The organism is Paraburkholderia nemoris (assembly GCF_905221015.1).
Taxonomy (GTDB): Bacteria; Pseudomonadota; Gammaproteobacteria; order Burkholderiales; family Burkholderiaceae; genus Paraburkholderia; species Paraburkholderia nemoris.
On sequence record NZ_CAJNBO010000015.1, the window covers coordinates 172918 to 194337 of the forward strand.

Sequence of the window (21420 nt, forward strand, 5' to 3'; positions counted from 1 at the left end):
GCATAGCGTGCTAAGCGTGTGACCGGCTAGTCGGTCAGCCAATGAAGCGACTGCCCCGTGAGCACGGTGAGCACGGTGAAGCCGACGATCGCGGCCATCGTCAGCGCCAGGCCTGCCAGATGCGCAGCGAGCGCCACGCGGATATCGAGCGGCGCTAGCAGCACGGGTTGAGCGGGGGCCACCGGCGCGGCTGTCGGACCGGTGTCAGCCGCACTAACGTTGGACGCGCCGCTAGCGCTCACTTCAGGCTCGCGACGCCGGGTCGCGCAAGGTGCAGCACCTCGTAGACCGTGCGCCCTGCCGTGGCGACCGGCGCCGCCGACGACAGCGTGAGACGGATCAGCTTCCAGTTCGCGACATCGAGCGCGGAGACCACGGCGACCGTATCGTCCTGCTCCGCGATGCGACGGTTCTGCTCGATCAATGCGGCACGCAACTCGGCGCGGTTGTCCTGCTCGCCGATCGGCTGTTCCTCGCGATACAACGCAAGCGCCCGTTGCGCCGGCCCCTTGCGGGCATCGAGCGGCAGCCAGGTTTCGACCTCGGGACGGCCGAAGTCGTCGATCACGTTCTGAAAGCGCGAGCCCATGAAGAAGTCGGCGGTCTGCTCGGCGTCGAGCCACAGATACACCGCGGAATACACGTTCGCGGTGGCGCCGTAGCGGCCCCGTTCACGGACGACGAACGCCTTGAATCCCAGTCCCTCGGTCGCGTCCCACAGCGGGCCGCGGCGCGTCGCGCGCTCGCGGATGATCCCCATGTCATAGGTGGACGGCAGACGGTGCGAATACTGTTTGGCGAGCATGGCGAACTCCTTGTGGTTTCGACTGAGGATGAGCTTGCGCCGGCGCAATCATTACATCAAGATATGGTGATTTATATCTGCGATAAAGTTTTGATATGAACACCCTCGCCCGCCCTCTCGATCTGGATGCGATCCAGGCCTTCGTGCTGGTCGCGGATCTCGGCAGCTTCACGCGCGCCGCCGAAGTCATGGACACGTCACAAGCCGCGATGAGCCTCAAGCTCAAACGGCTCGAAGCGCGTTTGGGTTACCGCTTGCTGGAGCGCACCCCGCGCGCGGTGAGACTCTCGCCGCGCGGTGATGCCTTCATCGGCGCCGCCCGGCAATTGCTGCTCGCTCATGAGCGAGCGCTGGCGGGGACCGCCGACGCGCCGGAACGCCGGCTCAAGCTCGGCATCAGCGACCACGTGGCAGGGCCCAATCTGCCGGCGCTGCTGGGGCGGCTTGCGGCTTACGATCCGCTGCTCGTCATTGAAGTGCGTATTGCCGCGTCACGCGATGTGCTTGCATGGTTCGAGCGAGGTGAAGTCGACGCGGCAATCGGCCGTCGCGAAGGAGATCGCCATGATGGGCAACTGCTGGCTGAGGAACGGCTCGGCTGGTTCGCGGCGCCAGGCTGGCAGCATCGCGAGGGGCAGCCGTTGAAGCTGGCGACGCTCGCCGCGCCATGCGGGATTCGCGCAATTGCCACGGACGCGCTCGATGCGGCCGGGATTGCGTGGACCGAGGTATTCGTTGGTGGCGGCGTGATGGCTGTCGGCGCTGCCGTTAGCGCAGGGCTCGCGGTAGCCGCGCTGGCGCAGCGCGTAGCGCCGGCGGGAGCGGTGGAGGTCGGCGAGCAACTCGGCTTGCCGCCGCTGCCGGCTTCGAAAGTGGTATTGCATACGCGACTGAGCGACCCACGCTCGCAGGAAACCTTGCGAGCGGTCAGCTCGGCGTTTCTGAACGCGGCCTACTGAAGGGATAGGTGGACCGGATGGACCGCGGTCCACCTTGCCTCAGTTGTTTCCACTTCCTGGCGGCCTACCGCCACCCTGTTGAGACCCACCTTGAGGGCGGTTATTCCCTCCACCGCCTTGCTGACCTTCCGGTGGGCGGCCACCTGAATTGCCGGGCTGCTGCCCGCCTGGTGGACGTCCGCCTGCATTGCCCGGCTGCTGCCCACCCGGTGGACGCCCGCCTGCATTGCCCGGCTGCTGCCCACCCGGTGGACGTCCGCCTGCATTGCCCGGCTGCTGCCCACCCGGTGGACGACCGCCCGCATTACCCGGCTGTTGGCCGCCCGGCGGACGGCCACCTGCATTGCCCGGTTGCTGCCCTCCTGGTGGACGACCGCCTCCATTGCCCGGCTGCTGCCCGCCCGGCGGACGACCGCCTGCATTGTCCGGTGGCCGACCTCCGGGCGGACGCCCTCCTGGTGGCCGTCCAGCACCGGGCCTCGGCGGTGGCGGCGGTGGATGATGCGCCCAGCGGGATTGCTGGCCGTACCACGGCCGGCCGCGATAATAATTGCCCCAGTAGGTGCCGATCGAGAACGTCACGATCGGCAAGCCGATCACCGTGCCGTAGCTCATCACCGGCACATTGCTGCCCTGATAGGGATAGCTGAGTCGCGCCGCATAAACCCAACCGCGCAGGTTCGGACCGGCGACGTCACACCATTGGTAGTTGCTGATGCACCCCATCACATTAACCGGGACACCGCCCGGTAATTGCGTCACGACGGGATAGTCCGAAGCCGGCCCGGCGCGCACGTTGACCGTGCTATTCGTATAAGCCTGCGACTGCGCGGACGCTACTGCTGGCAGCGCCAGCAGGCTGGCCGCCGCGTACATGCATCGAACGAGGTGTTGTTTCATTTTTTTCTCCCGTTTTTACGTCCCGCGTTTGCGTGCGTACCTGCCTGCACGCACGTGTGAATGCGTCGGGTCTGGCCGCCGCTTGAAGCGGTGTCGCGGCCACGGCGCTTGCTTATCCGCATCTGTCATCCGCACCTGCAATGCGCATGCCTGAAACCACCCGGCAATTGCTTACGGACTTGCCCTGGCCGTTCCAGCGCGCTCCGTGCAAAGCAAGATTTGGTAATCACCCACCTGAACTCACGCTGTTTTCGGGCCTCTGTAGTCCGGCGACTCGGCCGATCATCCATTGCATGAAAAACCCATGCACTGCCGGGAGCGCCATGAAAATTTTCCGCCCAATCTTTGTCGCCGCATTGATGCTCACGCATCTGCCCGCTCACGCCACCAGCTTCGACTGTACGAGGGGGCGCTCGCTCACCGAGCGGATGATCTGCAACGACCCCGCGCTCTCGAAGCTCGACGACACGCTTGGGCAACTGTACTGGAAAGCGCGGCGCCGGGTCGTCAACCGTCGCGCCTTCCTCACGGACAGTGACAGCAAGTGGGCGTGGCGGGAAGCGAATTGCCGCGACGCGGCGTGTCTGGGGACGTGGTATGCGAAGCGGATCGAGGAACTGCAGCGGCTGATCGAAAGCATGCAAACGGGAACCCCGGATAGTCCGACTGAACCGAACACTCAGCGTAAGACGGTGATGCCCGCGCTACAGCAAACCGAAACCGCGATGCTTCGATGCACCGCGGCGGATCCGGGAATCGTCGTGAATGACCAGTGTTCCACTGTGATCAAGGAGAACAACGGTAAGTGGAAATATCAGCCGCACGGCGGCGACTGGTTCTGCGGACTGGCGATGCTCGCGCCGGCGGAAGTGCAATAACGCTACCGGCCGCTCCAGAAGCGCCGCTGAACCTCCATCACCTCAGCCTCCACCTCGGGCACCGGGCCGATCACCTCGACGGGCTTCTGGCAGTGATCGAACACATACCGGCAATCCACGCTCATGGTGGGATTCTCGGCATGATCGCCGGTCGCCTCCAGCAGGCGCTTCTCGGTCATGCCAAACACGACGCGGCCGATATTGGCCCAGTACATCGTGCCGGCACACATGCAGCAAGGCTCAACCGACGTGTACAGCGTACAACTCCACAAATACTCCGGCGTGAAGTTCAACGCCGCCACGCGAGCCAGCACCGACTCAGCGTGATTCACCGTATCGACATTGCCCTGCTCCATCAACACGGTCTCCTGATCCGGGCCGACCAGCACCGCGCCGAACGGATGGTGTCCGAGCAGCGTCGCCCGCTCGGCTACCCGGCTCGAATGCCGCAGATGCCGCACGAGCTGCTCGTGCGTCGGCGTTAAACCCTGCGGCGGATAGGCCGGCGCCACTCCAGCGGCGCCGGCATCGGTCGGGACGGTAAGACTCACGGGCGATCTCCTTTAATTTTTAATAATAGTTAGGCAAACCAATCAATGCATTACTTCGGCAGCGAACCGTCGACGCCTTGCACGAACCAGTTCAAACGCAGCAGCTCCGCATCGCTCAACGACTTGCCCGCGGCGACCTTCACCGTGCCGGACTGATCCGCGATCGGACCGGCAAACGGATTGAATTTGCCGGAGATGATGTCGTCACGCTTCTGGCTCAATGCCTTTTGCGCCGTCGGCGACACCGCATTCGTGTTGATGTTGGCCAGATCGATCGCCTTCTCTTTCAGCCCCCACCATACCGGCGAGTTGTTCCACGAACCCGCCATCACCTGCTGCACCAGATGCGTGTAGTACACGCCCCAGTTGCTCACGCACGCGCCCAACTGCGCGTTCGGCCCGAACTTCTTCATGTCGGAGTCCCAGCCGAATGCATGCACTTTCTTCTGCTCGGCGGTCTGCATCGTCGCCGTCGAATCGGTGTTCTGGATCAGCACGTCGGCACCCTGGCCGATCAGCGTTTCGGCGGCCTGCTTTTCGAGGCCCGGGTCGAACCAGCTATTGATCCACACGACCTTCACGCGCGCATTCGGATTGACCGAGCGCGCACCCATCGTGAACGCGTTGATGTTGCGCACCACTTCTGGCACCGGCACCGAGCCGACAAAGCCGAGCGTGTTGGACTTCGTCGTATAACCGGCGACCAGTCCGGCCAGATAGGCGCTCTGGTAGGTCCGCACGTCATAGGTGGCGAAGTTGGCGGCCTTCTTGTAGCCAGTCGCATGTTCGAACACGGCGTCCGGGAAGTCCTTGGCGACCTTCAGTTCGAAATCCTGGAAGCCGAAGCTCGAGCCGACCACGATCTTGTTGCCCTTCGCCGCCAGATCGCGAAACACGCGCTCCGAGTCCGCCGACTCCGGCACGTTCTCAACGCGCGTCACTTTGATCTTGTCGCCGAATTTCGCCTCGACCTCTTTCACGCCCTGCTCGTGCGCGTAGGTCCAGCCGGCATCGCCAGGATTACCGAGGTAGACGAAGGCGATGCCGAGCGGCTGCGCAGTCGCCGCGGCTGCCGCCCCGGCGCCGAGCACGAGGGACGCGCCGAACGCTGCAGCGAGAACAGTGCGGACGGTTTTGATGCGCAATGAGTGATGCAGCACTCGCGCCAGCTTTGCTTTCATGAATTCTCCGAAGATGGTTTCCAGGTGCCTGCCACAGTGCCCGGGACTGTCCCGGGCAAGGCTCCAGCATAGGGGGCCATATTCGAAGGTCAATTTCCGCGGAAAAATTATTTCTCGTTATCCCGCCCATAACGGAATCTGTATTTTGGTGGCCCGAAAACTCAGTGCACGCGTGGCGGCGGGTCAGCCTCGTCATCGTCAGGCGAGTCGCCCTCACCGAACAAATCCGCGCACAAGCCTTGGCCGATCTCGCTCAGGCGCGCCGTTCCCGTGCCTTCCTCGTTGAACGTGGTGTCCACCAGGCCACCGTCGACCAGCGCCGTCAACTGCCGTCGCAAGCCGCTCATCGGCACGTCCGCCTGCTTGGAAAGCTTGGCAAGCGACCACGCGCCGCTAGGCGTTTCCCGATGCGCGCGCCACAACTGCGCGAGCACGGCGGCCAGTACCGGATCGAGTTCATCGTCTTCCATCGTGAATGTCTCCTCGCTTTTCTGAAGGCCGATCAAGCCATCTGCGCCACCAGTTCACCCAGCGTCTTCAATGCCGCCTCGGTCTGCGCCGTCCACGGATAGCTGTAATTGAGCCGCATGAAGTGACGGAAATCGTCGCGCATCGAAAACATCATGCCCGGCCCGATCGTGATGCTGCGCGCGAGCGCCGCCTGATAGAGCCGCATCGAATCGACCCGTTCGGGCAACTCCACCCACAGCACGTACCCGCCTTGCGGCGTCGACACGCGCGTGCCCGCCGGGAAAAATCGCTGCACCATCGCCATCATGATGCTCGCCTGTTGCCGGTAGACCTTGCGCACGTGCCGCAGATGCCGGTCGTAGCCGTCCTGCCGAAGGTAATCGGCGACAGCGACTTGCGGCACCGAAGGCGTAGTCAGTGTGTTGAGAAACTTCAGCTTCTCGACCTGCGCTCGGTAGCGCCCCGGCATCGCCCAGCCGATCCGGTACGACGCGGTCAGGCTCTTCGAAAACGACGCGCAATGCAGCACCAGTCCCTTGGTGTCGTAGTTCTTCAAGGTCGACGGCCGCGCCTCGCCGAAGTACAACTCCTGATAGACATCGTTCTCGATGGAGGGAATGTCGTGCGCGGCGAGCAGTTCGACCAGTTGCTGCTTGCGCGCGTCCGGCATCTGGAAACCGAGCGGATTCTGGAAGTTCGGCATCACCATGCACGCGGCGATCTTCTGCCGTGCGATGACCTGGGCCAACGCCTCGATATCGATGCCGTGGACCGGATGCGTCGCCACTTCGATGGCGCGCATGCCGAGACGCTCGATGGCGTGCAGCATCGCGTAGTAAGTCGGTGACTCGACAGCGACCGTGTCGCCGGGCTTGGCGACCGCCTGCAAGCTGAGGTTGATCGCCTCGGTCGCGCCGAGCGTGATGATGATTTCGTCGGGGTCGACCGGCACGCCATTCTCGGCATAGCGCCGCGCGATCTGCCGGATCAGCTCGGGATTGCCGGGCGGCAGGTCGTCGATCAGATTCCAGCTCGCGTGACGCCGGGCGATCGCATTCGCGTACTGGTTGATGCGCCGCCACGGAAACAACGACGGATCGGGATACGGTGAGCCGAGCGGCACGGCGTCGTGCGCACGGATGCTGCGCAGGGTCGACAGCACGAGGCGGCTCACGTCGACCGCAGCGGCCACCGGCGGCGCCTGGGCGGCCGGCTGACGGTTCAGACGCGGCTCGTCGAGCACAACCGCCGTCGCCACCGCGTCGCGCACGAAATAGCCCGACTGCGGCCGGGTCTCGACTATCCCCCGGCTTTCCAGCAACGCGTACGCGTGCAGCACGGTCTTGATGCTGACGCCGTGCTGCTGACTCGCCTGCCGCACCGACGGAATCCGCTCGCCCGCCGCGAAGACGCCGCGGCGTACGGCTTCGGTCATCTCATCAGCGAGTTTTTCGTACAGTTTCAAGGACCTGGCTCGAACAAAAACATGGGTGGAACGCCAGTCTATGACAAATTTCCCACAACTGTACCCCTCTCCTTTCCGATTTTCTGTATGCTGCGCCGTTTTTGGAACACAGTAGGCTTTCATGCATCGGCATAAAAGCCTCGTCCAAGCCACATCCGGCGGCAGATCATGAAGAAACCCGAAGCTCGCATCGAACCGTATACCCACCCCGCCGCTGGCTGGGGCGCGCTCAAATACGTCGCCATCAACCTCCTCAAGGAAAAGGTGACGGGCGGCGACTACCGCATGCTGTTCAAACAGAACCAGCCGGACGGCTTCGACTGCCCGGGTTGCGCGTGGCCGGACCGCGAGCATGCGTCGACCTTTGAGTTCTGCGAAAACGGCGTCAAGGCGGTGGCGGCCGAAGCGACCAGCAAGCGCGTGACGCCCGCGTTCTTCGAGGAGCATACGGTTGAAGAACTGATGGCGCAGTCGGATTACGAACTCGAGCAACATGGCCGCCTGACCGACCCGCTTGTCTACGACGCCGTGCGCGACCGTTACGTACCGATCGGCTGGGACGAAGCCTTCGATCTCATTGCAGATCATCTGAAGCGCCTCGACGATCCGGATAGCGCCGCCTTCTACACATCGGGCCGCGCCAGCAACGAAGCCGCGTTCCTGTACCAGTTGTTCGTGCGCATGTACGGCACCAACAATTTCCCCGATTGCTCGAACATGTGCCACGAAGCGACCAGCCGCGGCTTGCCGCATACGGTCGGCATCGGCAAAGGCACGGTCACGCTCGACGACTTCGAACACGCCGATACGCTGCTGATCTTCGGCCAGAATCCGGCGACCAACCATCCACGTATGCTCGGCGAACTGCGTGAATGCGCGAAGCGCGGCGCAACCATTGTGTCGATCAATCCGCTGAAGGAACGTGGTCTGGAGCGCTTCGCGAGCCCGCAGCATCCGGTGGAAATGATCACGATGGGCAGCACGAAGATCAGCTCCGTGTTCATCCGGCCGAAGGTGGGCGGCGATTTCGCCTTGATCAAGGGCGTCGCCAAACGCGTGATCGAGCTCGATGACGAAGCGCTGGCGTCTGGTCTGGAACGCGTGCTCGACGCTGCGTTCATCGCCGAACACACGGTCGGCTTCCATACGTTCGCCGACGATTTGCGTGCCGAAAGCTGGGACACCATCGTCGCCGAATCGGGCGTGCCGTTTGAAGACGTGCTGAAGCTCGCCGACATCTACGTGAAGGGCCGCGCAGTGATTTCGACGTGGGGCATGGGCCTCACGCAGCACAAGAACTCCGTGCCGACGGTGCAGATCCTGTCGAACCTGATGATGATGCGCGGCAATATCGGCCGCCGCGGCGCGGGCTTGTGCCCGGTGCGCGGACACTCGAATGTGCAGGGCGACCGCACGGTCGGCATCGAAGAAAGACCGACTCAGGCGTTTCTCGATCGGCTCGGCGAAGTCTACGATTTTGAACCACCGCGTGAGCATGGTCTCGACGTCGTCAACACGATCCAGGCGATGCTCGACGGCAAGGTGAAGGTGTTCATCGGCCTCGGCGGCAACTTCTCGATCGCGACGCCGGACACGCCGCGCACGTGGGAAGCCATGCGCTCGTGCGAACTGACCGTGCACATCACGACCAAACTGAACCGCAGCCACCTCATACACGGCCGCGACGCGCTGATTCTGCCGACGCTCGGACGCACCGAAATCGATCTGCAAAATGGTGTGGCGCAAGGCGTGAGCGTCGAGGATTCGATGAGCATGGTGCACATCTCTTACGGCATGAACAAGCCGGCCTCGGAGAATCTGTTGTCGGAGATTGCAATCGTCGCGCGCATGGCGCACGCCACGCTCGGCAGCAACAAAGTTGATTGGCTCGCTCAGGCCGCTGACTACGCATTGATTCGCGAGGGCATCGCGCAGGTGATCGACGGCTTCCAGAACTACAACGAGCGCCTCAAGAACCCGGGCGGTTTTCACCTGGGTGTGGCGTCGCGCGAGCGGATCTGGAAAACGCCGAGCGGCAAGGCGCAATTCCTCGTGCACGCGATTGACGTCGACACGCCGATTCATCAGGCGCGCGCCGAGCATGGCGAGCGTCTGATGACCTTGATGACGACGCGTTCACACGACCAGTACAACACCACGATCTACGGCCTCGACGACCGTTATCGCGGCGTCTATGGGCAGCGGCGCGTGCTGTTCGCCAACAAGGACGATCTGGCGATGCTGGGTTTCGTTGCGGGCCAGCGCGTGGATATCAAGAGCGTGTGGGCCGATGGAATCGAGCGTCACGCGGCTGGCTTCCTGCTGGTGGAATACGACATTCCGCGTGGGTGTCTCGGCGCTTACTATCCGGAGACGAATCCGCTGGTGCCGCTCTCTTCGGTTGCCGACGGCGCGGGGACGCCGACTTCGAAGTCGATTCCGGTGCTGTTGACTGCGTCGGCGGTTGTTGAAGCGGTTGCTGCTTGATGCTCTTGACGCTCACATCTGGTTTTTAGTCAGCTCGCGGTGCGTGAGATACAAGCGCAGATCGAATTCAATCTGGTGGTAGCCCGGTTGCATGAACTCGCAGAGGCGGTAGAACGCCTTGTTGTGGTCGCTTTCTTTCAAGTGAGCGAGTTCGTGCACGACGATCATTTTCAGGAATTCCGGCGCCGCCTCCCTGAATAGCGAGGCGATGCGGATTTCTTTTTTTGCCTTCAGTTTGCCGCCCTGCACGCGCGAGATGCTTGTGTGCAGGCCGAGTGCGTGGCGCACAACGTCGAGCTTGCTGTCGTAAGTGACTTTGTCGATTTGCGCGCCGTTGCGAAGGTGTTCGCGCTTGAGCTCCGCGCAGTATTCGTACAGGGCCCGGTCTGTTTGCACCTGGTGCGTGTCGGGATACCGCTTCACGAGGTACGGGCCGAGTTGTTCGTCGGCTATCAGCTTTTTGACTTTTTCCTGCAGCCCGGCTGGGTAGCCTGTCAGGTATTTCAGGTGTTGCATGGCAATGGGGTTTGCTTGTGACGATGGCCTCGCGGCGACGGACTTTTGTTGAGCCGAATTCAACCGCGATTGCCTTCGCAATCCGTCCACAGGCGCAGCGGATCCCGGTGAAGCGGGTACTGCTTGTCGAGCCACGCCGACAGCCGTGTCCAATCAGGGTGGTTGGTCCCAGTCTTCGCGGACCATGTCGACGACCGCTCGAGAATCTGTCCGCTCTCACGATCACGGACAAGCAGACTGCCAAGACCGCTCGAACTGTTCTCCTGCGTTTCGACCCGATATCGTGGCAGGAGTCTCACTTCGGCATCTCCTGCCCAGCCGTACACGGCCCGGACCACCCCAGTTGCGTCCTTTAACTCCACTGCACCGCTGGGTGGCCGAGCGGCCGCCCAGCCTTCAGGAAATTCCGCGACGACCTCATTGCCGCTTTCCCTGACCCATTTCATACGCCAGGCTCGCTCCATCGCATCGCGCACGTGCGACACCGACTCGTACCCTGGCGGCAACTCGATCGCGGCAGGCAAGGTAACGAGGTTATCTTTCCAAAGCTTCGCCTCGCCACGATCGCGTCGATCGGTTGTTCTGGATACTTCTTCTCCGAACGGGTTATCAGGCCGGCTAGCGAGACGGGCGCCGCTTTGCTGCAGGTCGGGGAAAAGACCGTCTGCATCACGACGCGTTAGTTTTGGTTTTCCGTTTTTCATGGTGTTTCGCTAAAAAGGCGCTCTCAAGAACGACCAATTTACATTAAACATGGCGACGCTCTGCGCAACGGCGCAATTATCCGGGCCGTGGCGACCGCCAGTTCGATAGGTTCCGCCTCAGGGGCAAGCAGGAAGGCGCGCCGCCTTGCACGTCAATTTACGGTCTTTGCGAATGATTTTCGAGGACGCCGTGGCCCGTGCGCAACGACAGCATCGCTACGCCAAGGTCCGCCTGACCGGGTGTGCGCGGTCAAACGTGCGGCAAGTCGTCAATACATTTCTCGACATGCTCGCCAGGGACATCGGTGTCAATCCCGTCATGGCCATCGGCGTGAGCAACCGAGACGATTTTGGGCCCCAGAAACCGTATGCCGCCGAGCGTAAAAAGGGACCAAACAGCATTCCCCCGATGGATCGCGGCCACGACTTCGGCCACCTCGACTATCGACGTAGGGGACAACCAGTCACGCGTCGCCGGGTCGACGGGAGCCCAACGCACGTGGGTAATCCTGTCGTTCGTCGGATTGATGCGAATGGCGTCTATAGCAAACGTAGCCATATCTGCCTCCATCATTCTGTCAATGGGATCGCACCATTATGCGCTGCTTCTTTTTCTGATTCACCGGCCAATTTTCTTGCCGGGTCATCTGCGACGGCGACGTGCCTTGCCGCGCCGTGTCTTGAGCGCGATTGCCGCGGATTGTATTCGCAGCGTTGTCGTCAGTCAGACTGATCGTGAGGCGAGACACCGTCGTCGCTCTGGACAAGCTTCGGGCGCCCGGTTGCGTCTGGACCTGAATCCACCAGCGTGTTGCGGTAGTCACAGGCAGGACAGAGGAAAAAGAATCCTTGCTCATCCCGTTCCGGCTCGACGCGCTCAAAGTCGAACGACACATTGCAGTTTCGACAGGTCCACATAGCGGCCTCCCTCGGTATCTTCGAGGTATCCTCGTATGAAGGATACTAGCCGCTAGCCGACTCTCCGGCGCAAGAGAATCAGTGCTGTCCCGCGTTCAGGAGCATCCAGATCTGCCGCGTGGGGGCGCCTGCAAGAATGCGAGCAAACACGCCGCCGCACCGCACGCAGGTGTAGTGCTCTTCTGCTCGCGTATCCTTCACAGTGCCGACGCCGTTAGGCCTCAGGTCGTCGTGCGCAGCCGCGATAGCCGGCTGCCCGTAGAGATCAGCGCACCGTGCGCATGGTTGAATCCAGAGTTCCATTGTGAACAACTAGCGCAGTGATCAGCCGTTGCCGCCGACCGGGCCGCCTTCGACCATCATGTCGACGCGCCGCTTGCCTTCGACATACCCAGCCTCGCGGGCCTCTTCTTCACTGCCGAACGTGGCGACAAGTTCCTGGAAGCGAATGCTCTGCCCGGCGAGGTGGGCATCGGAACCGTGGCGGCAGATGTACGCCGAGTAGTGCCACAAGGTGGTTGGGGCCGGGGGACCGTATGCAAGGATCGGCAGGACCCAGACTTCGTATCCGTTATGTTCGATCTTGTCCCACATGGCTGTCTCCATCGTGATCGTCGAGGAATCGTAGCATGTAGTGGCTGATCGATAGGGATCGCGCTTCAAACATGAGCACTACCCGCTTCCCCGTAGCGACCATTGCGTTAGCAAGAACTGTTGCGCGCCCCAACATCACCCCCTCCCAGCAGATCCCCATAGCTGACGACAGCGTTGATCCAGTTCCTGAGTTCCTCGCGCTCCAGATCGAGCAAGCGTTCCGGCAATCCCGAGTCATTGGCGGCGCCCAGCATATTGTGAAGCGCGAGGAACGCCAGAGTTTGCGAATACATCACATGGGCAAGACGTAAGCGCATTTCCGGGTGCGCCTGCCCGGCCGCATGGGTATCTTCAATCGCATACGCCAGCTTCTCGCTGATATAGGCCAGCGGGACACCGTTACGGGTTTCCCGAGTTGTATACGCTGCGCCGTTGGATGACAGTGGTAAATTCATAGGTAGCTGGATGTTGTTGATTTGATTCTGGAGCGCCACAGTGGTCACGGGTGTTCAGCACACTCGCTCAATTACGACGCGCTCTAGGCGGTGCGCCCCCGCGTCACCCGTTGAGCGAGACCTTTTTCTGCTGCCAACGGCGAGACTCTTGATAAGCACTCGACGTAAACCGCCTCGGTACTGGCCGCGAAAGTCTGCAATGAAAACTCCGCCTCGCTCTTGGCACGTGCAGCGGCGCCGGCCCGCTCGACCTCGGACGGATTGCACAGCAGAAGCATGAGAAGCTGCGCGATGTAGCCGTGTCCACCTGGCGGGACCAGCCAGCCATCCTCGCCAGGGGTCACATTCTCCGGCAAGCCACCGGTATCGGAGACAATCACCGGCTTGCCCATCGCCATCATTTCCCGGCACGCGAATGACAGCGTTTCCCGCTGGGAAAGCACAAAACCCACATTCAGAAGCGCTACTGCAGGCCGAACGTCCCGAAGCATTCCGGTGTAGATCACCTGCCTCGTCATCCCCAGTGCGGCCACTCTTGAGCGCTGTGTTGCATCGGGTAAGTGACCCGCGAGAACAATGCGGACGCGCTTGCGCAATGCATCGGGCAACATGGCAACCGCCGTCACCATGTCTAGCCAGGCTTTGTTGTCATCCATGCCTGCAGTGCTCCCGACCACCAGCGCATCCTCTGGAATCCCAGGCAAAAATCGGCTCCGAATCCTGCTAACGGTAGCAGCACTCACAGGTGCGAACCGGCCGAGATCGTTACCGTGCCGTACAACCCAATTAACCTTGCGTCCATAGACAGTTTGCGCCAGCCGGCGGCGTGTGTACGCTGAAACACAAATGACCGAATCGGTCCCCAACGTGCCTTTGAGCCATGTGGTCACGCTCCTCGCAGGCAGATCATTGTGTTTCGTATAAACGATACAGGGGCTGCTTTTCCCCAATCCCGTCGTAGCTAGCATCGCGATCCGATGATCCGCGGAGCCATTGACATGCAGGATATCGAACCCGTTCAGTTCGATCAGACGGCGCAGCGCCAACCCGGTTCCGACCATCGATGTCAGGGTATTGCGAAAACCCATCGCCACCACTTCGACACCGGGAATCTGCCTCGCGTACAGATAGAGCCGGCTTGACCGGGGTGCCGCGATCGTCACGCGATGGCGCCCGCCTAGTGCTGCAGCCAGGTTGAGAATATAGGTTGTATGACCGCCGCCATCACCCGTGTGGAAGTTGGTGTAGAGAAGCTTCATAACAGCAGGTCGCCTCAAAATTTCCGATTTGCTCGAGCCAGTAGTACGCGGGTTTCCAGACTACAAGTGCTGATAACGCGGTACCTACACGGCGATTCCGTTCACTACATTAGGACCGTTATCAGGGCTGCAGCCACGCGCCCGACATGACGATCATCGACAGTAGCTTGAGCGTATTGCCGTAGTAGTCGTTGTTCTCCAGGCTCTGGCCGCGCAGGTTTTCCCAGATCGCGTTCAGCCATTCCTGGTTGTCCGGGTTAATCATCGCCGACACGCCTAACGCGGAAACAAAAGCCAGGCTGTTCCTGCCCTCAGCCGCAACGGGCACGCCATTCAGATGGTAGGTACTGGCGAACGACGCGGGGTCTCCACCCGTGGCGGATCGCGCCCAACTGTTGAACGTGCCGAGTACATTAAACGCACGCGGCTCGCCGTAGAGTAGGTAATCCATCCCGACCCGCCACGGATAGCGAGCCGCGTTCCACGAATACTCGCCGTCTCTCGGGTCCCCGACCAAACGTGGTTTCGCGGGCCTGGGCTCCCCATCCAGGTGGAAGATAAAGTCCGGCATCAACGCAGTATTCGGGCTGTGGTGCTGCTGGATATCGCTAACGATCACATAGGTTCGGTCACGGACCGCCAGCCATCGTGCATCGCCGCTGTCGGTGAAGAAAGCCTTCAGGTGCGACTGCATGAAATCGGATGACCGTGTCGTGTATTCGATCTCCGGGTCGCCATCTGTTCCGGCCCAATCACCGATCATCAGGTGTTTGCCTGCGGGGTGCACTTCATACTGCAGAATGGCTTGCATCACTTCCCGCGCTTCCTGGCGATAGTTGATCGCGCCGTCGCTGCCCCATTGGCGGTCGGCCAGCAACAATGCATACGCAATGTCCAGATCGCCGTCGGTCGCACTGACTTTCCCGCGGAACGTGCCGCCCGAGTTGGCGCGACCTTCTACCTGATTCCAGGCCATCAGATGCGGGCTCGACACCGCGGGGTGGTCGCGGAAGTACCGGACCATACCGTCGAAGATGTCGCGAGCGTCATTGTCATGTGCCGCCATCATGACGGTGATCAACATGCCATAACCGTGGGCTTCCGATACGGTGATTGTCTTCGGCGCCGTATCACCGCCAACAGGTCGGTGGTCCGCATTGACCTTGACGAAATAACGCCCGTCTCCACATTCCTGCACCACATACCTGGTTCTCCATTCTCTATAGAATGCCCGCACCTGGCTGTCACGTTCAGCCGCTGAAATGTGGTTGGGCAGAATCGTGCCCCCGACATAGGGTTTTGCCGTCAAGACTTTCTGCACCCTGCGCTTTGCCGCTTCGGGTCTGGCAGTCGCATCATCGCCGCCACCGCAGGCGCCGAGGCACGCTGTTACGCAAAGAATCATGAACTTTGATTTGATGTCCCGCATGAGCTTCCCAGTCGGTTCGTTGCAGACAAGTTGTGATCGAGCGCAGCATCAACATCGCAGTCAGCGCACAACGTCTGAAACGAGCATAAGTGACAGGCATACGCGGTGTTGTCACCGCGCGTAACAGGGCAACCGCCGCGGGGTCATGCGGGCAACGGCAGGGTCACACGGAAGCACGCACCGCCCAAAGCGCTGGTTGAAATGCCGATGCTGCCGCCCTGCAAATACACCGCGCGCCGTACCAGCGCGAGTCCGAGTCCGAATCCCGAGCTCTCCTCACCACCGGGCGCGAGCCTGACAAAAGGTTCGAACACGCGTTCGCGGTCTTCCGCGGCAATGCCGGGGCCATCGTCCTCGACCTCCAGGATCATCTGCCGCGTCTCGTCGAGGCGGGCACCCACAATGACGTGGGAGCGACCATGCGCGAGCGCGTTCTCAAGGAGATTGCGGGCAATCAGATGCAGCAGGTCTCTGTCGCCAGTGAACTGGAGATGTTCCGGTTGTGCGTTGACGTTGATCACAAAACCTTTGTCGTCGACATCCATGCGCTCTTCACGCAGCCATGTCAGAACCGCGATAGGTTCGCGGGCAACGCGCGCTGGTGCATCGGTCAGTCTGGCGAAACGCAGACTCGCGCGTACAAGCGATTCGAGTCGGTCGACATCCAGTTGCAGTCGTTCCTGGAGACGGTTCCGGGTCGCGACGTCCTCGCTCCTGCCGAGCAGCATCATGGCAAAGCGCATCCGTGCAAGAGGGGTACGCAACTCGTGCGAGACCGCTTGCGACACCTCCTTGTGACGCTCGTTCATGGCGGACAGGTCTTCGACGTGCCTGCGCATGGCGAGCACCAGCGGCATCCATTCCCTGTCGACGGCAGGCAACATGATGGCCGGCGAGCGCGCCATGTCAGAAAGGCAGGCAGTGATCTCCTGCAAGTCGCGGCACCATCGTTGCTTGCGCCGCCAGGCGACGACTGAAAAGCCCAGGATGGGAGCACTTGCGGTTACGGCGGTCAAAAGAAAAACCGGAGAACCCAGTACATCCGTCAGCGCAGCGCTGCCCCACATCGGCCCGAACTGAATCAACGTGTCGTCGTCGAGTGAGAAGTAGGCGATCTCCTCATCACTGTTCTGTGCGGCCTGCAGATGCAGGAGCATGGTGCGCGCTTGCGGCGGCAGCTCGACGCTGTCGGCTGCAACTAGCTCGATCGGATACTGGAAGTGCTGGCGTAGCAGTATCAACCGCTGCTCGCGCTGCGCCGTCGACAGCGGTCGAAGTTGCTCCGCAAGCAGGTAGCCGGGTCCGGTCATCAACTGGCGGAAACTGTACTCGCTGATGCCGACCGCAGCGGAAGCCGACAGCCACAACAGGCCAAGGATCGAGCCAGTCCATCCGACGCCGATCACAATGATCGACCAACGTCTCAGTGAAAGCCGCATGAACTACTCCTCGCCCGATAGCTCGGCAAACAGGTAGCCCTGCGTAGTGATGGTGCGGATCGTCACCGGGCAATGCAGGTTCGCCAACTTTTTCCGCAGCCGGGACACACGCATATCGATCGAACGATTGAGGCCGTCGTACTCCACGCCGCGGAGGTTCTGAAGCAATTGCTCCCGGTTGAGCGGCGTGCCGGCATGGCGAGCGAAAATCGACAGGAGGTCGAACTCCGCCACCGAAAACGCGACAGCTTTATCGTCCAGCCAGGCCCTTCGAGCATGGAGGTCTAGCCGGAAATGCCCGAACGTGTGGTCGAACACCCGGCCAGGTTTGGGACGGCGAATGTCCCTTCGCAACAGGGCGCGAATACGGGCCACGAGCAAGAGAGGATCGATCGGTTTGACGACAAAGTCGTCGGCGCCGACATGGAAGCCCATCAACTGTTCTACGTCCTCGTCCAGTGCCGTCATCATGAGAATCCGCCCTGAATAGGAGGACCGAATCTCGCGGCACAGGGAGAATCCATCCATGCCCGGCAACATGACGTCCATAACGAGTAGATCCGGGCGTACCGCATCGATCATCTTCACAGCCACGTCGCCGCGGTGAGCAATCGCAACCTCGAAATTTTCGGAGCGCAAGAACTCAGCCGTCAGTGCAGCGAGTGGAAGGTCGTCTTCGATCAACAGGAGCGTGTCTGGCATGGCGGCGCAGCGTCCATCGTGTAGAGAATTCTCATAGACGCACGCCCTTTCTGAATTCTCTAAGTCGTTTGAACCAGTAGTAAGCGGCTCCCCACTGCGGATGCTGATAGCGGCGTACTTTCCGCGCCAGCCACTCCGCGCTCTTGCCGTTGTCCGCCATACGATGAATCTCGTATGGATCGCTACCCGGGTGATTGCGGCGAGTGTTCCTCGTTGTGTATAGATATTCGAACCCAGCGACCCGAGCAGCCGCGATATAGTCGTCGTCGTAATAGCCTTCTGGCCAGCACAGATGCGTCGATACCATACCCAGGCGATCGGCCAGAATACATTTAGATATTTCGATATCCTGTGCGATGCGATGCCGCTTGCTGACCGAATCACTGCACAATATGTCCCAGCGGCGATGACTGTGCGTGTGGCTGTGGAACTCGAAAGTTCCGGCCTTACGCATGAGTTCGATCTCGCTCCAACGCACCGTGACATCGTCCGATCGGCCAGCCTGGACGCGTTGCTCGCACTCCGCGTGCGACATGCTCCTGGCCGCGCGAGCTGTGATGACGGGTCGAACTGGACCGTCATGAATGCGACCAGTCACGAGAAACATAACGGCATTGAAACCGTAGCGCTCGAGACATGGATGCGCGTGAATATAGTTGTCCAGGTATCCGTCGTCGAATGTCAGAAGAATCGATTTATCAGGCATGGGCGCACCGCGCAGGAAGCGCGCGAATTCGTCCGCGGTGAGCGTGACATATCCGTTGCGTGCCAGCCAGTTCATCTGCGATTCGAAACACTCGGGTGAGATATTCAGCGAGCCATTCGACTCTGAAACATGGTGGTACATGAGTACCGGCAGCGAGAGAGCGAACGATTCCATCGATGATTTCATCTACTATGAAATTCCAGATTTTCAGAGCGATTACCCGGCGGAAATCCAGACCTCTCTGTTGATGAGATCGGGCAAATCGACTATTGACGTCGACTGTGTATTACCGTTTTTTACAAGAACGGGCGAATGTTAGACGGAAGTATTTCTTCCGTCCACGAGCCGTTTGTCTGGATTTGTGTACTTTTGTCGCGAGCTATGCGCTTGATGCGGCATGGACGAAAAGTCGTCCGGATTGGACGCGGGGTGCGTTACGACGCTTGGTCGTAACCACCCGCATGAGGTACGTATTGCTACGGCGTTGCATGGTCCGAACGCCGCTAATTTACCGACACTTGCAGTCAGACTTCACTCATAGAGAGCCAAATATTCATGCAGCGACTGAAGGACAGCGGCGCCCTCTCCAACAGCAGCTGCGACCCTCTTCACCGAACCACTGCGAACGTCGCCAACTGCAAAGATGCCTTGCCGGCTCGTCTCCAGAAATCGAGGTGGACGGTCTGGCGGACACGCCTTAAGCGCATCGGTGCCCGTGAGCACGAAGCCGTTCTTGTCCAGCGCAACACAATCGCCGAGCCAGCCGGTACTGGGCTGCGCACCGAGAAACAGGAAGACGTGCCGGATCGGCTTGTGTTCGACCTGCCCTTGCCGGTCCCATTTAACCGATTCAAGCCGCTCCTCCCCGTACAACTCCACAACTTGGGTCCGTTGATGAACGGTAATGTTGGACGCCGCATCGATCCGTCGGATCAGATAATTCGACATGCTCGTAGCGAGTCCGTCACCGCGAATCACGATGTGGACATGCCGCGCAAATCCCGCGAGGAAAACCGCTGCCTGACCGGCTGAATTTCCGCCACCAACGATGATCAACTCATCGTTGGCACAAAACGCGGCTTCCATGAAAGTCGCGCTGTAGTAAACGCCGCGTCCCTCGAAATTCTCAAGGCGATCCAGCGGCGGTTTCCGATAACGCGCGCCAGTCGCGACGACGACGGCGCGAGCATAGACGTGCTCGTCGTAATTGAGCCGAATGTGAAAAGGCGGTGCGTCCTGGCAATCGATGCCGAGCGCTTCAATGGGTACGCCGACCTCGGCACCGAATTTGCGGCATTGCGACAGGCCGCGACCGGCAAGCGCTTGACCCGAGATGCCGGTTGGGAATCCGAAGTAATTTTCTATCTTTGAACTGGTGCCCGCCTGGCCACCCGGTGCCTTGGTGTCGAGAACCGCGACCTTCAAGCCTTCGGAGGCCGCGTATACCGCAGCCGCAAGACCAGCCGGCCCGGCGCCGACCACGACCACATCGAACCGCTCGCCATTCAGTTTGTCGGGACTGAGACCAACTGCATCGGCCACGGCGCGGTGGGTCGGGCTCTTCAGAACGTGACCTTGTAGCGTGATGACCACCGGTATATCCGCTTCCGTCGCGCCATTGCGTTCGAGAAGCGCCAGCGCTTCCTGATGCTCGACGATATCGAAGTAGGCAGATGGCTGACCGTTGCGGCTCAGAAAGTGCCGAAGACGGAACGTGGCCGCAGACGCCGCACTGCCAATGACCACAATTCCCCCGCTCTGGTCGCGGATAAAAGCGACCCGACGCAGGATGAACGCACGCATGATCGTTTCGCTTAATTCGGCTTCCGCGATGACGAGCGCGCGCAGCGATTCCTCGTCGATCACGATGACTTCGCAATCACTGGTGGCGCGCGCCGATGCCACCGCGGCGCGGCCGGCAAGTGTTCCGACCTCACCGGTGAAGCAGCCTGGACCGTGCACGCCCAGCACATGGAGACCGTCTCCTGAGCCTCTGGTCGCCTCGATCGTTCCCGAGACGATGGCGAACATGGGGATGTGCCGATCGCCTTCGGAGAACAGCACATCACCCGTGTTCAGCCTGCGTCGCTCACCGTACCTCTCCAATAGTGCAAACTGTCTTTCATTCAGCGTTGGAAAAATCTGGTGGTGGCGGCTGCCGCCTGACACCAATTCTTCATATTCGCCCGACGATTTATCGCTCATGGTTGCGTTTCCTCAGCTTTAGCGACGCGACCGGGGTTTACGCGGACGGTCTCCCCGCTCTGGTTCAGAAGGGATCACGTACGGCGCGAGTTCCACCAGGATCTCGTCGAGCCGGATACGCAGCTCCTTTGGCACTTGCGCCATCATCTCGGCATAGGCCTCAGTTGTTACCTGGCGCATGGCCTCTATCTTTTTCAGGCCATCAGGTGTCAATTCAACACACTTCTGCCTGCGATCCTCGGCCGCCTCCCGACGATCCACCACGCCCTCCCGGTACAACCCGTCGACCATACGGCTGGCCGCAGCATGACTCAGGCCAGTCGCCTCGGCCAGTTCAGCAATGGTCTGCGAATCGTGATGATGGAGGTGAAACAGGGAGATGACGCGCGCGAAGGTCACGTCGCCGCTTAACATCGTCGACGCGTGGTGAAATACCCGCGAGGCAACCAATCCATACAGGAGTTCGAGTTTGCGCCCGATGCCGGTTGCACTACCTTTCATGCGCCTGTCCATTTCCGATGAATATTTGCATTGCGATACCCTGTGTTGACAGATTTCTCGCCGCGGCCTGCCGCGTGAAGGCAGCGGGAAGGCGTGCATGCTGGCACGCCTTCGACGTGTGGCGCGATTCTTCAGGTTGGATTTTCGCAGATATTCGCAGAAAGGACGTCAGTTGCATGCACGCACACATCTAGTGCAGTCTGACTGTTCTTGCAGGTAGGCATTTTGTCCGCCATGAGTTGAGTAGAACTGGTGCCGCGGGCTCGACACCAGCTTCAACTCCAGGCGCTACACG

22 protein-coding genes are annotated in these 21420 nt (G+C 60.8%); 3 read left to right on the plus strand and 19 right to left on the minus strand.

The genetic code is table 11. From position 1 onward, the window contains the following. Positions 1-26 precede the first annotated feature (26 nt). A complete protein-coding gene (locus KHO33_RS23595; protein ID WP_200565485.1) occupies positions 27-242 on the minus strand; it encodes a hypothetical protein in 216 nt (71 codons plus the stop codon). After that, positions 239-805 carry a DUF4865 family protein gene (locus KHO33_RS23600; RefSeq protein ID WP_054043349.1) on the minus strand — a complete coding sequence of 189 codons (567 nt, stop codon included), beginning with the start codon at positions 803-805 and terminating at the stop codon, positions 239-241. Before KHO33_RS23600 ends, KHO33_RS23595 begins: the two co-directional genes overlap by 4 nt. A gap of 95 nt (positions 806-900) precedes the next feature. Between KHO33_RS23600 and KHO33_RS23605 the strand changes: the two genes are divergently transcribed. Then, on the plus strand, positions 901-1764 hold the full coding sequence (locus tag KHO33_RS23605; protein WP_054043346.1) for a LysR family transcriptional regulator: 864 nt from the start codon (positions 901-903) through the stop codon (positions 1762-1764). A 39-nt stretch (positions 1765-1803) separates the two neighbouring features. Here KHO33_RS23605 and KHO33_RS23610 read toward each other — a convergent pair whose 3' ends face one another. After that, positions 1804-2664, minus strand: coding sequence for an SH3 domain-containing protein (locus tag KHO33_RS23610; RefSeq protein WP_200565484.1), 861 nt, complete (start codon positions 2662-2664; stop codon positions 1804-1806). A 323-nt stretch (positions 2665-2987) separates the two neighbouring features. Here KHO33_RS23610 and KHO33_RS23615 point away from each other — a divergent pair, with 323 nt between their 5' ends. Beyond that, positions 2988-3542, plus strand: a complete 555-nt coding sequence (locus KHO33_RS23615; RefSeq protein WP_200565483.1) for a lysozyme inhibitor LprI family protein — start codon at positions 2988-2990, stop codon at positions 3540-3542. 2 nt (positions 3543-3544) lie between these two features. Here the strand turns inward: KHO33_RS23615 and KHO33_RS23620 are convergent, their stop codons facing one another. From KHO33_RS23620 to KHO33_RS23635, 4 genes are all read right to left on the minus strand, one after another. Continuing rightward, complete coding sequence (locus KHO33_RS23620; protein ID WP_200565482.1) at positions 3545-4093, minus strand: nucleoside deaminase; 549 nt, start codon at positions 4091-4093, stop codon at positions 3545-3547. A 50-nt stretch (positions 4094-4143) separates the two neighbouring features. Then, positions 4144-5274 carry a BMP family ABC transporter substrate-binding protein gene (locus KHO33_RS23625; RefSeq protein ID WP_200565481.1) on the minus strand — a complete coding sequence of 377 codons (1131 nt, stop codon included), beginning with the start codon at positions 5272-5274 and terminating at the stop codon, positions 4144-4146. Between the two features lie 161 nt (positions 5275-5435). Beyond that, positions 5436-5744: a helix-turn-helix transcriptional regulator gene (locus KHO33_RS23630; RefSeq protein WP_200565480.1), complete on the minus strand. Its 309-nt coding sequence runs from the start codon at positions 5742-5744 to the stop codon at positions 5436-5438. Positions 5745-5776: 32 nt separating this feature from the next. After that, on the minus strand, positions 5777-7210 hold the full coding sequence (locus KHO33_RS23635; RefSeq protein WP_054039680.1) for an aminotransferase-like domain-containing protein: 1434 nt from the start codon (positions 7208-7210) through the stop codon (positions 5777-5779). Positions 7211-7378: 168 nt separating this feature from the next. Between KHO33_RS23635 and KHO33_RS23640 the strand changes: the two genes are divergently transcribed. Next, positions 7379-9697, plus strand: coding sequence for an FdhF/YdeP family oxidoreductase (locus KHO33_RS23640; protein WP_200565479.1), 2319 nt, complete (start codon positions 7379-7381; stop codon positions 9695-9697). Between the two features lie 12 nt (positions 9698-9709). On the opposite strand, the gene KHO33_RS23645 is transcribed toward KHO33_RS23640, so the two are convergent. The 12 genes from KHO33_RS23645 to KHO33_RS23700 all read right to left on the minus strand — a co-directional run bounded on the left by KHO33_RS23645 (position 9710) and on the right by KHO33_RS23700 (position 21125). Next, the gene (locus tag KHO33_RS23645) at positions 9710-10213 is read right to left on the minus strand and encodes a M48 metallopeptidase family protein (protein WP_200565549.1); all 504 of its coding nucleotides are present in this window, start codon (positions 10211-10213) and stop codon (positions 9710-9712) included. 59 nt (positions 10214-10272) lie between these two features. Next, positions 10273-10917 (minus strand): hypothetical protein, encoded by a 645-nt coding sequence (locus KHO33_RS23650; RefSeq protein WP_200565478.1) that lies wholly within the window; start codon positions 10915-10917, stop codon positions 10273-10275. A 250-nt stretch (positions 10918-11167) separates the two neighbouring features. After that, entirely contained in the window at positions 11168-11476 is a 309-nt protein-coding gene (locus KHO33_RS23655; protein WP_200565477.1) for a hypothetical protein, read from the minus strand. A gap of 683 nt (positions 11477-12159) precedes the next feature. Then, the gene (locus tag KHO33_RS23660) at positions 12160-12429 is read right to left on the minus strand and encodes a hypothetical protein (RefSeq protein WP_054039685.1); all 270 of its coding nucleotides are present in this window, start codon (positions 12427-12429) and stop codon (positions 12160-12162) included. 107 nt (positions 12430-12536) lie between these two features. Continuing rightward, positions 12537-12932, minus strand: coding sequence for a hypothetical protein (locus KHO33_RS23665; RefSeq protein ID WP_054039687.1), 396 nt, complete (start codon positions 12930-12932; stop codon positions 12537-12539). A 35-nt stretch (positions 12933-12967) separates the two neighbouring features. After that, the gene (locus KHO33_RS23670) at positions 12968-14143 is read right to left on the minus strand and encodes a glycosyltransferase (RefSeq protein WP_200565476.1); all 1176 of its coding nucleotides are present in this window, start codon (positions 14141-14143) and stop codon (positions 12968-12970) included. Positions 14144-14264: 121 nt separating this feature from the next. Continuing rightward, positions 14265-15572 carry a glycosyl hydrolase family 8 gene (locus tag KHO33_RS23675; RefSeq protein WP_200565475.1) on the minus strand — a complete coding sequence of 436 codons (1308 nt, stop codon included), beginning with the start codon at positions 15570-15572 and terminating at the stop codon, positions 14265-14267. A 143-nt stretch (positions 15573-15715) separates the two neighbouring features. After that, the gene (locus KHO33_RS23680; RefSeq protein WP_200565474.1) at positions 15716-17011 is read right to left on the minus strand and encodes a sensor histidine kinase; all 1296 of its coding nucleotides are present in this window, start codon (positions 17009-17011) and stop codon (positions 15716-15718) included. A 3-nt stretch (positions 17012-17014) separates the two neighbouring features. After that, positions 17015-17713 (minus strand): response regulator, encoded by a 699-nt coding sequence (locus tag KHO33_RS23685; protein WP_200565473.1) that lies wholly within the window; start codon positions 17711-17713, stop codon positions 17015-17017. A gap of 31 nt (positions 17714-17744) precedes the next feature. Further along, on the minus strand, positions 17745-18605 hold the full coding sequence (locus KHO33_RS23690; RefSeq protein ID WP_200565472.1) for a polysaccharide deacetylase family protein: 861 nt from the start codon (positions 18603-18605) through the stop codon (positions 17745-17747). Between the two features lie 345 nt (positions 18606-18950). Beyond that, positions 18951-20624, minus strand: a complete 1674-nt coding sequence (locus tag KHO33_RS23695; protein ID WP_054039697.1) for an FAD-dependent oxidoreductase — start codon at positions 20622-20624, stop codon at positions 18951-18953. An 18-nt stretch (positions 20625-20642) separates the two neighbouring features. Next, positions 20643-21125, minus strand: a complete 483-nt coding sequence (locus tag KHO33_RS23700; protein ID WP_200565471.1) for a MarR family winged helix-turn-helix transcriptional regulator — start codon at positions 21123-21125, stop codon at positions 20643-20645. Between the last annotated feature and the right edge of the window lie 295 nt (positions 21126-21420).

Bases quoted from the DNA above. Each gene is read 5' to 3' on its own strand.
- KHO33_RS23600 (WP_054043349.1), bottom strand. From the start codon at position 805: ATGCTCGCCAAACAGTATTCGCACCGTCTGCCGTCCACCTATGACATG.
- KHO33_RS23605 (WP_054043346.1), top strand. From the start codon at position 901: ATGAACACCCTCGCCCGCCCTCTCGATCTGGATGCGATCCAGGCCTTC.
- KHO33_RS23610 (WP_200565484.1), bottom strand. From the start codon at position 2,664: ATGAAACAACACCTCGTTCGATGCATGTACGCGGCGGCCAGCCTGCTG.
- KHO33_RS23615 (WP_200565483.1), top strand. From the start codon at position 2,988: ATGAAAATTTTCCGCCCAATCTTTGTCGCCGCATTGATGCTCACGCAT.
- KHO33_RS23625 (WP_200565481.1), bottom strand. From the start codon at position 5,274: ATGAAAGCAAAGCTGGCGCGAGTGCTGCATCACTCATTGCGCATCAAA.
- KHO33_RS23630 (WP_200565480.1), bottom strand. From the start codon at position 5,744: ATGGAAGACGATGAACTCGATCCGGTACTGGCCGCCGTGCTCGCGCAG.
- KHO33_RS23640 (WP_200565479.1), top strand. From the start codon at position 7,379: ATGAAGAAACCCGAAGCTCGCATCGAACCGTATACCCACCCCGCCGCT.
- KHO33_RS23645 (WP_200565549.1), bottom strand. From the start codon at position 10,213: ATGCAACACCTGAAATACCTGACAGGCTACCCAGCCGGGCTGCAGGAA.
- KHO33_RS23650 (WP_200565478.1), bottom strand. From the start codon at position 10,917: ATGAAAAACGGAAAACCAAAACTAACGCGTCGTGATGCAGACGGTCTT.
- KHO33_RS23655 (WP_200565477.1), bottom strand. From the start codon at position 11,476: ATGGCTACGTTTGCTATAGACGCCATTCGCATCAATCCGACGAACGAC.
- KHO33_RS23660 (WP_054039685.1), bottom strand. From the start codon at position 12,429: ATGTGGGACAAGATCGAACATAACGGATACGAAGTCTGGGTCCTGCCG.
- KHO33_RS23670 (WP_200565476.1), bottom strand. From the start codon at position 14,143: ATGAAGCTTCTCTACACCAACTTCCACACGGGTGATGGCGGCGGTCAT.
- KHO33_RS23675 (WP_200565475.1), bottom strand. From the start codon at position 15,572: ATGCGGGACATCAAATCAAAGTTCATGATTCTTTGCGTAACAGCGTGC.
- KHO33_RS23680 (WP_200565474.1), bottom strand. From the start codon at position 17,011: ATGCGGCTTTCACTGAGACGTTGGTCGATCATTGTGATCGGCGTCGGA.
- KHO33_RS23685 (WP_200565473.1), bottom strand. From the start codon at position 17,713: ATGCCAGACACGCTCCTGTTGATCGAAGACGACCTTCCACTCGCTGCA.
- KHO33_RS23690 (WP_200565472.1), bottom strand. From the start codon at position 18,605: ATGAAATCATCGATGGAATCGTTCGCTCTCTCGCTGCCGGTACTCATG.
- KHO33_RS23695 (WP_054039697.1), bottom strand. From the start codon at position 20,624: ATGAGCGATAAATCGTCGGGCGAATATGAAGAATTGGTGTCAGGCGGC.
- KHO33_RS23700 (WP_200565471.1), bottom strand. From the start codon at position 21,125: ATGAAAGGTAGTGCAACCGGCATCGGGCGCAAACTCGAACTCCTGTAT.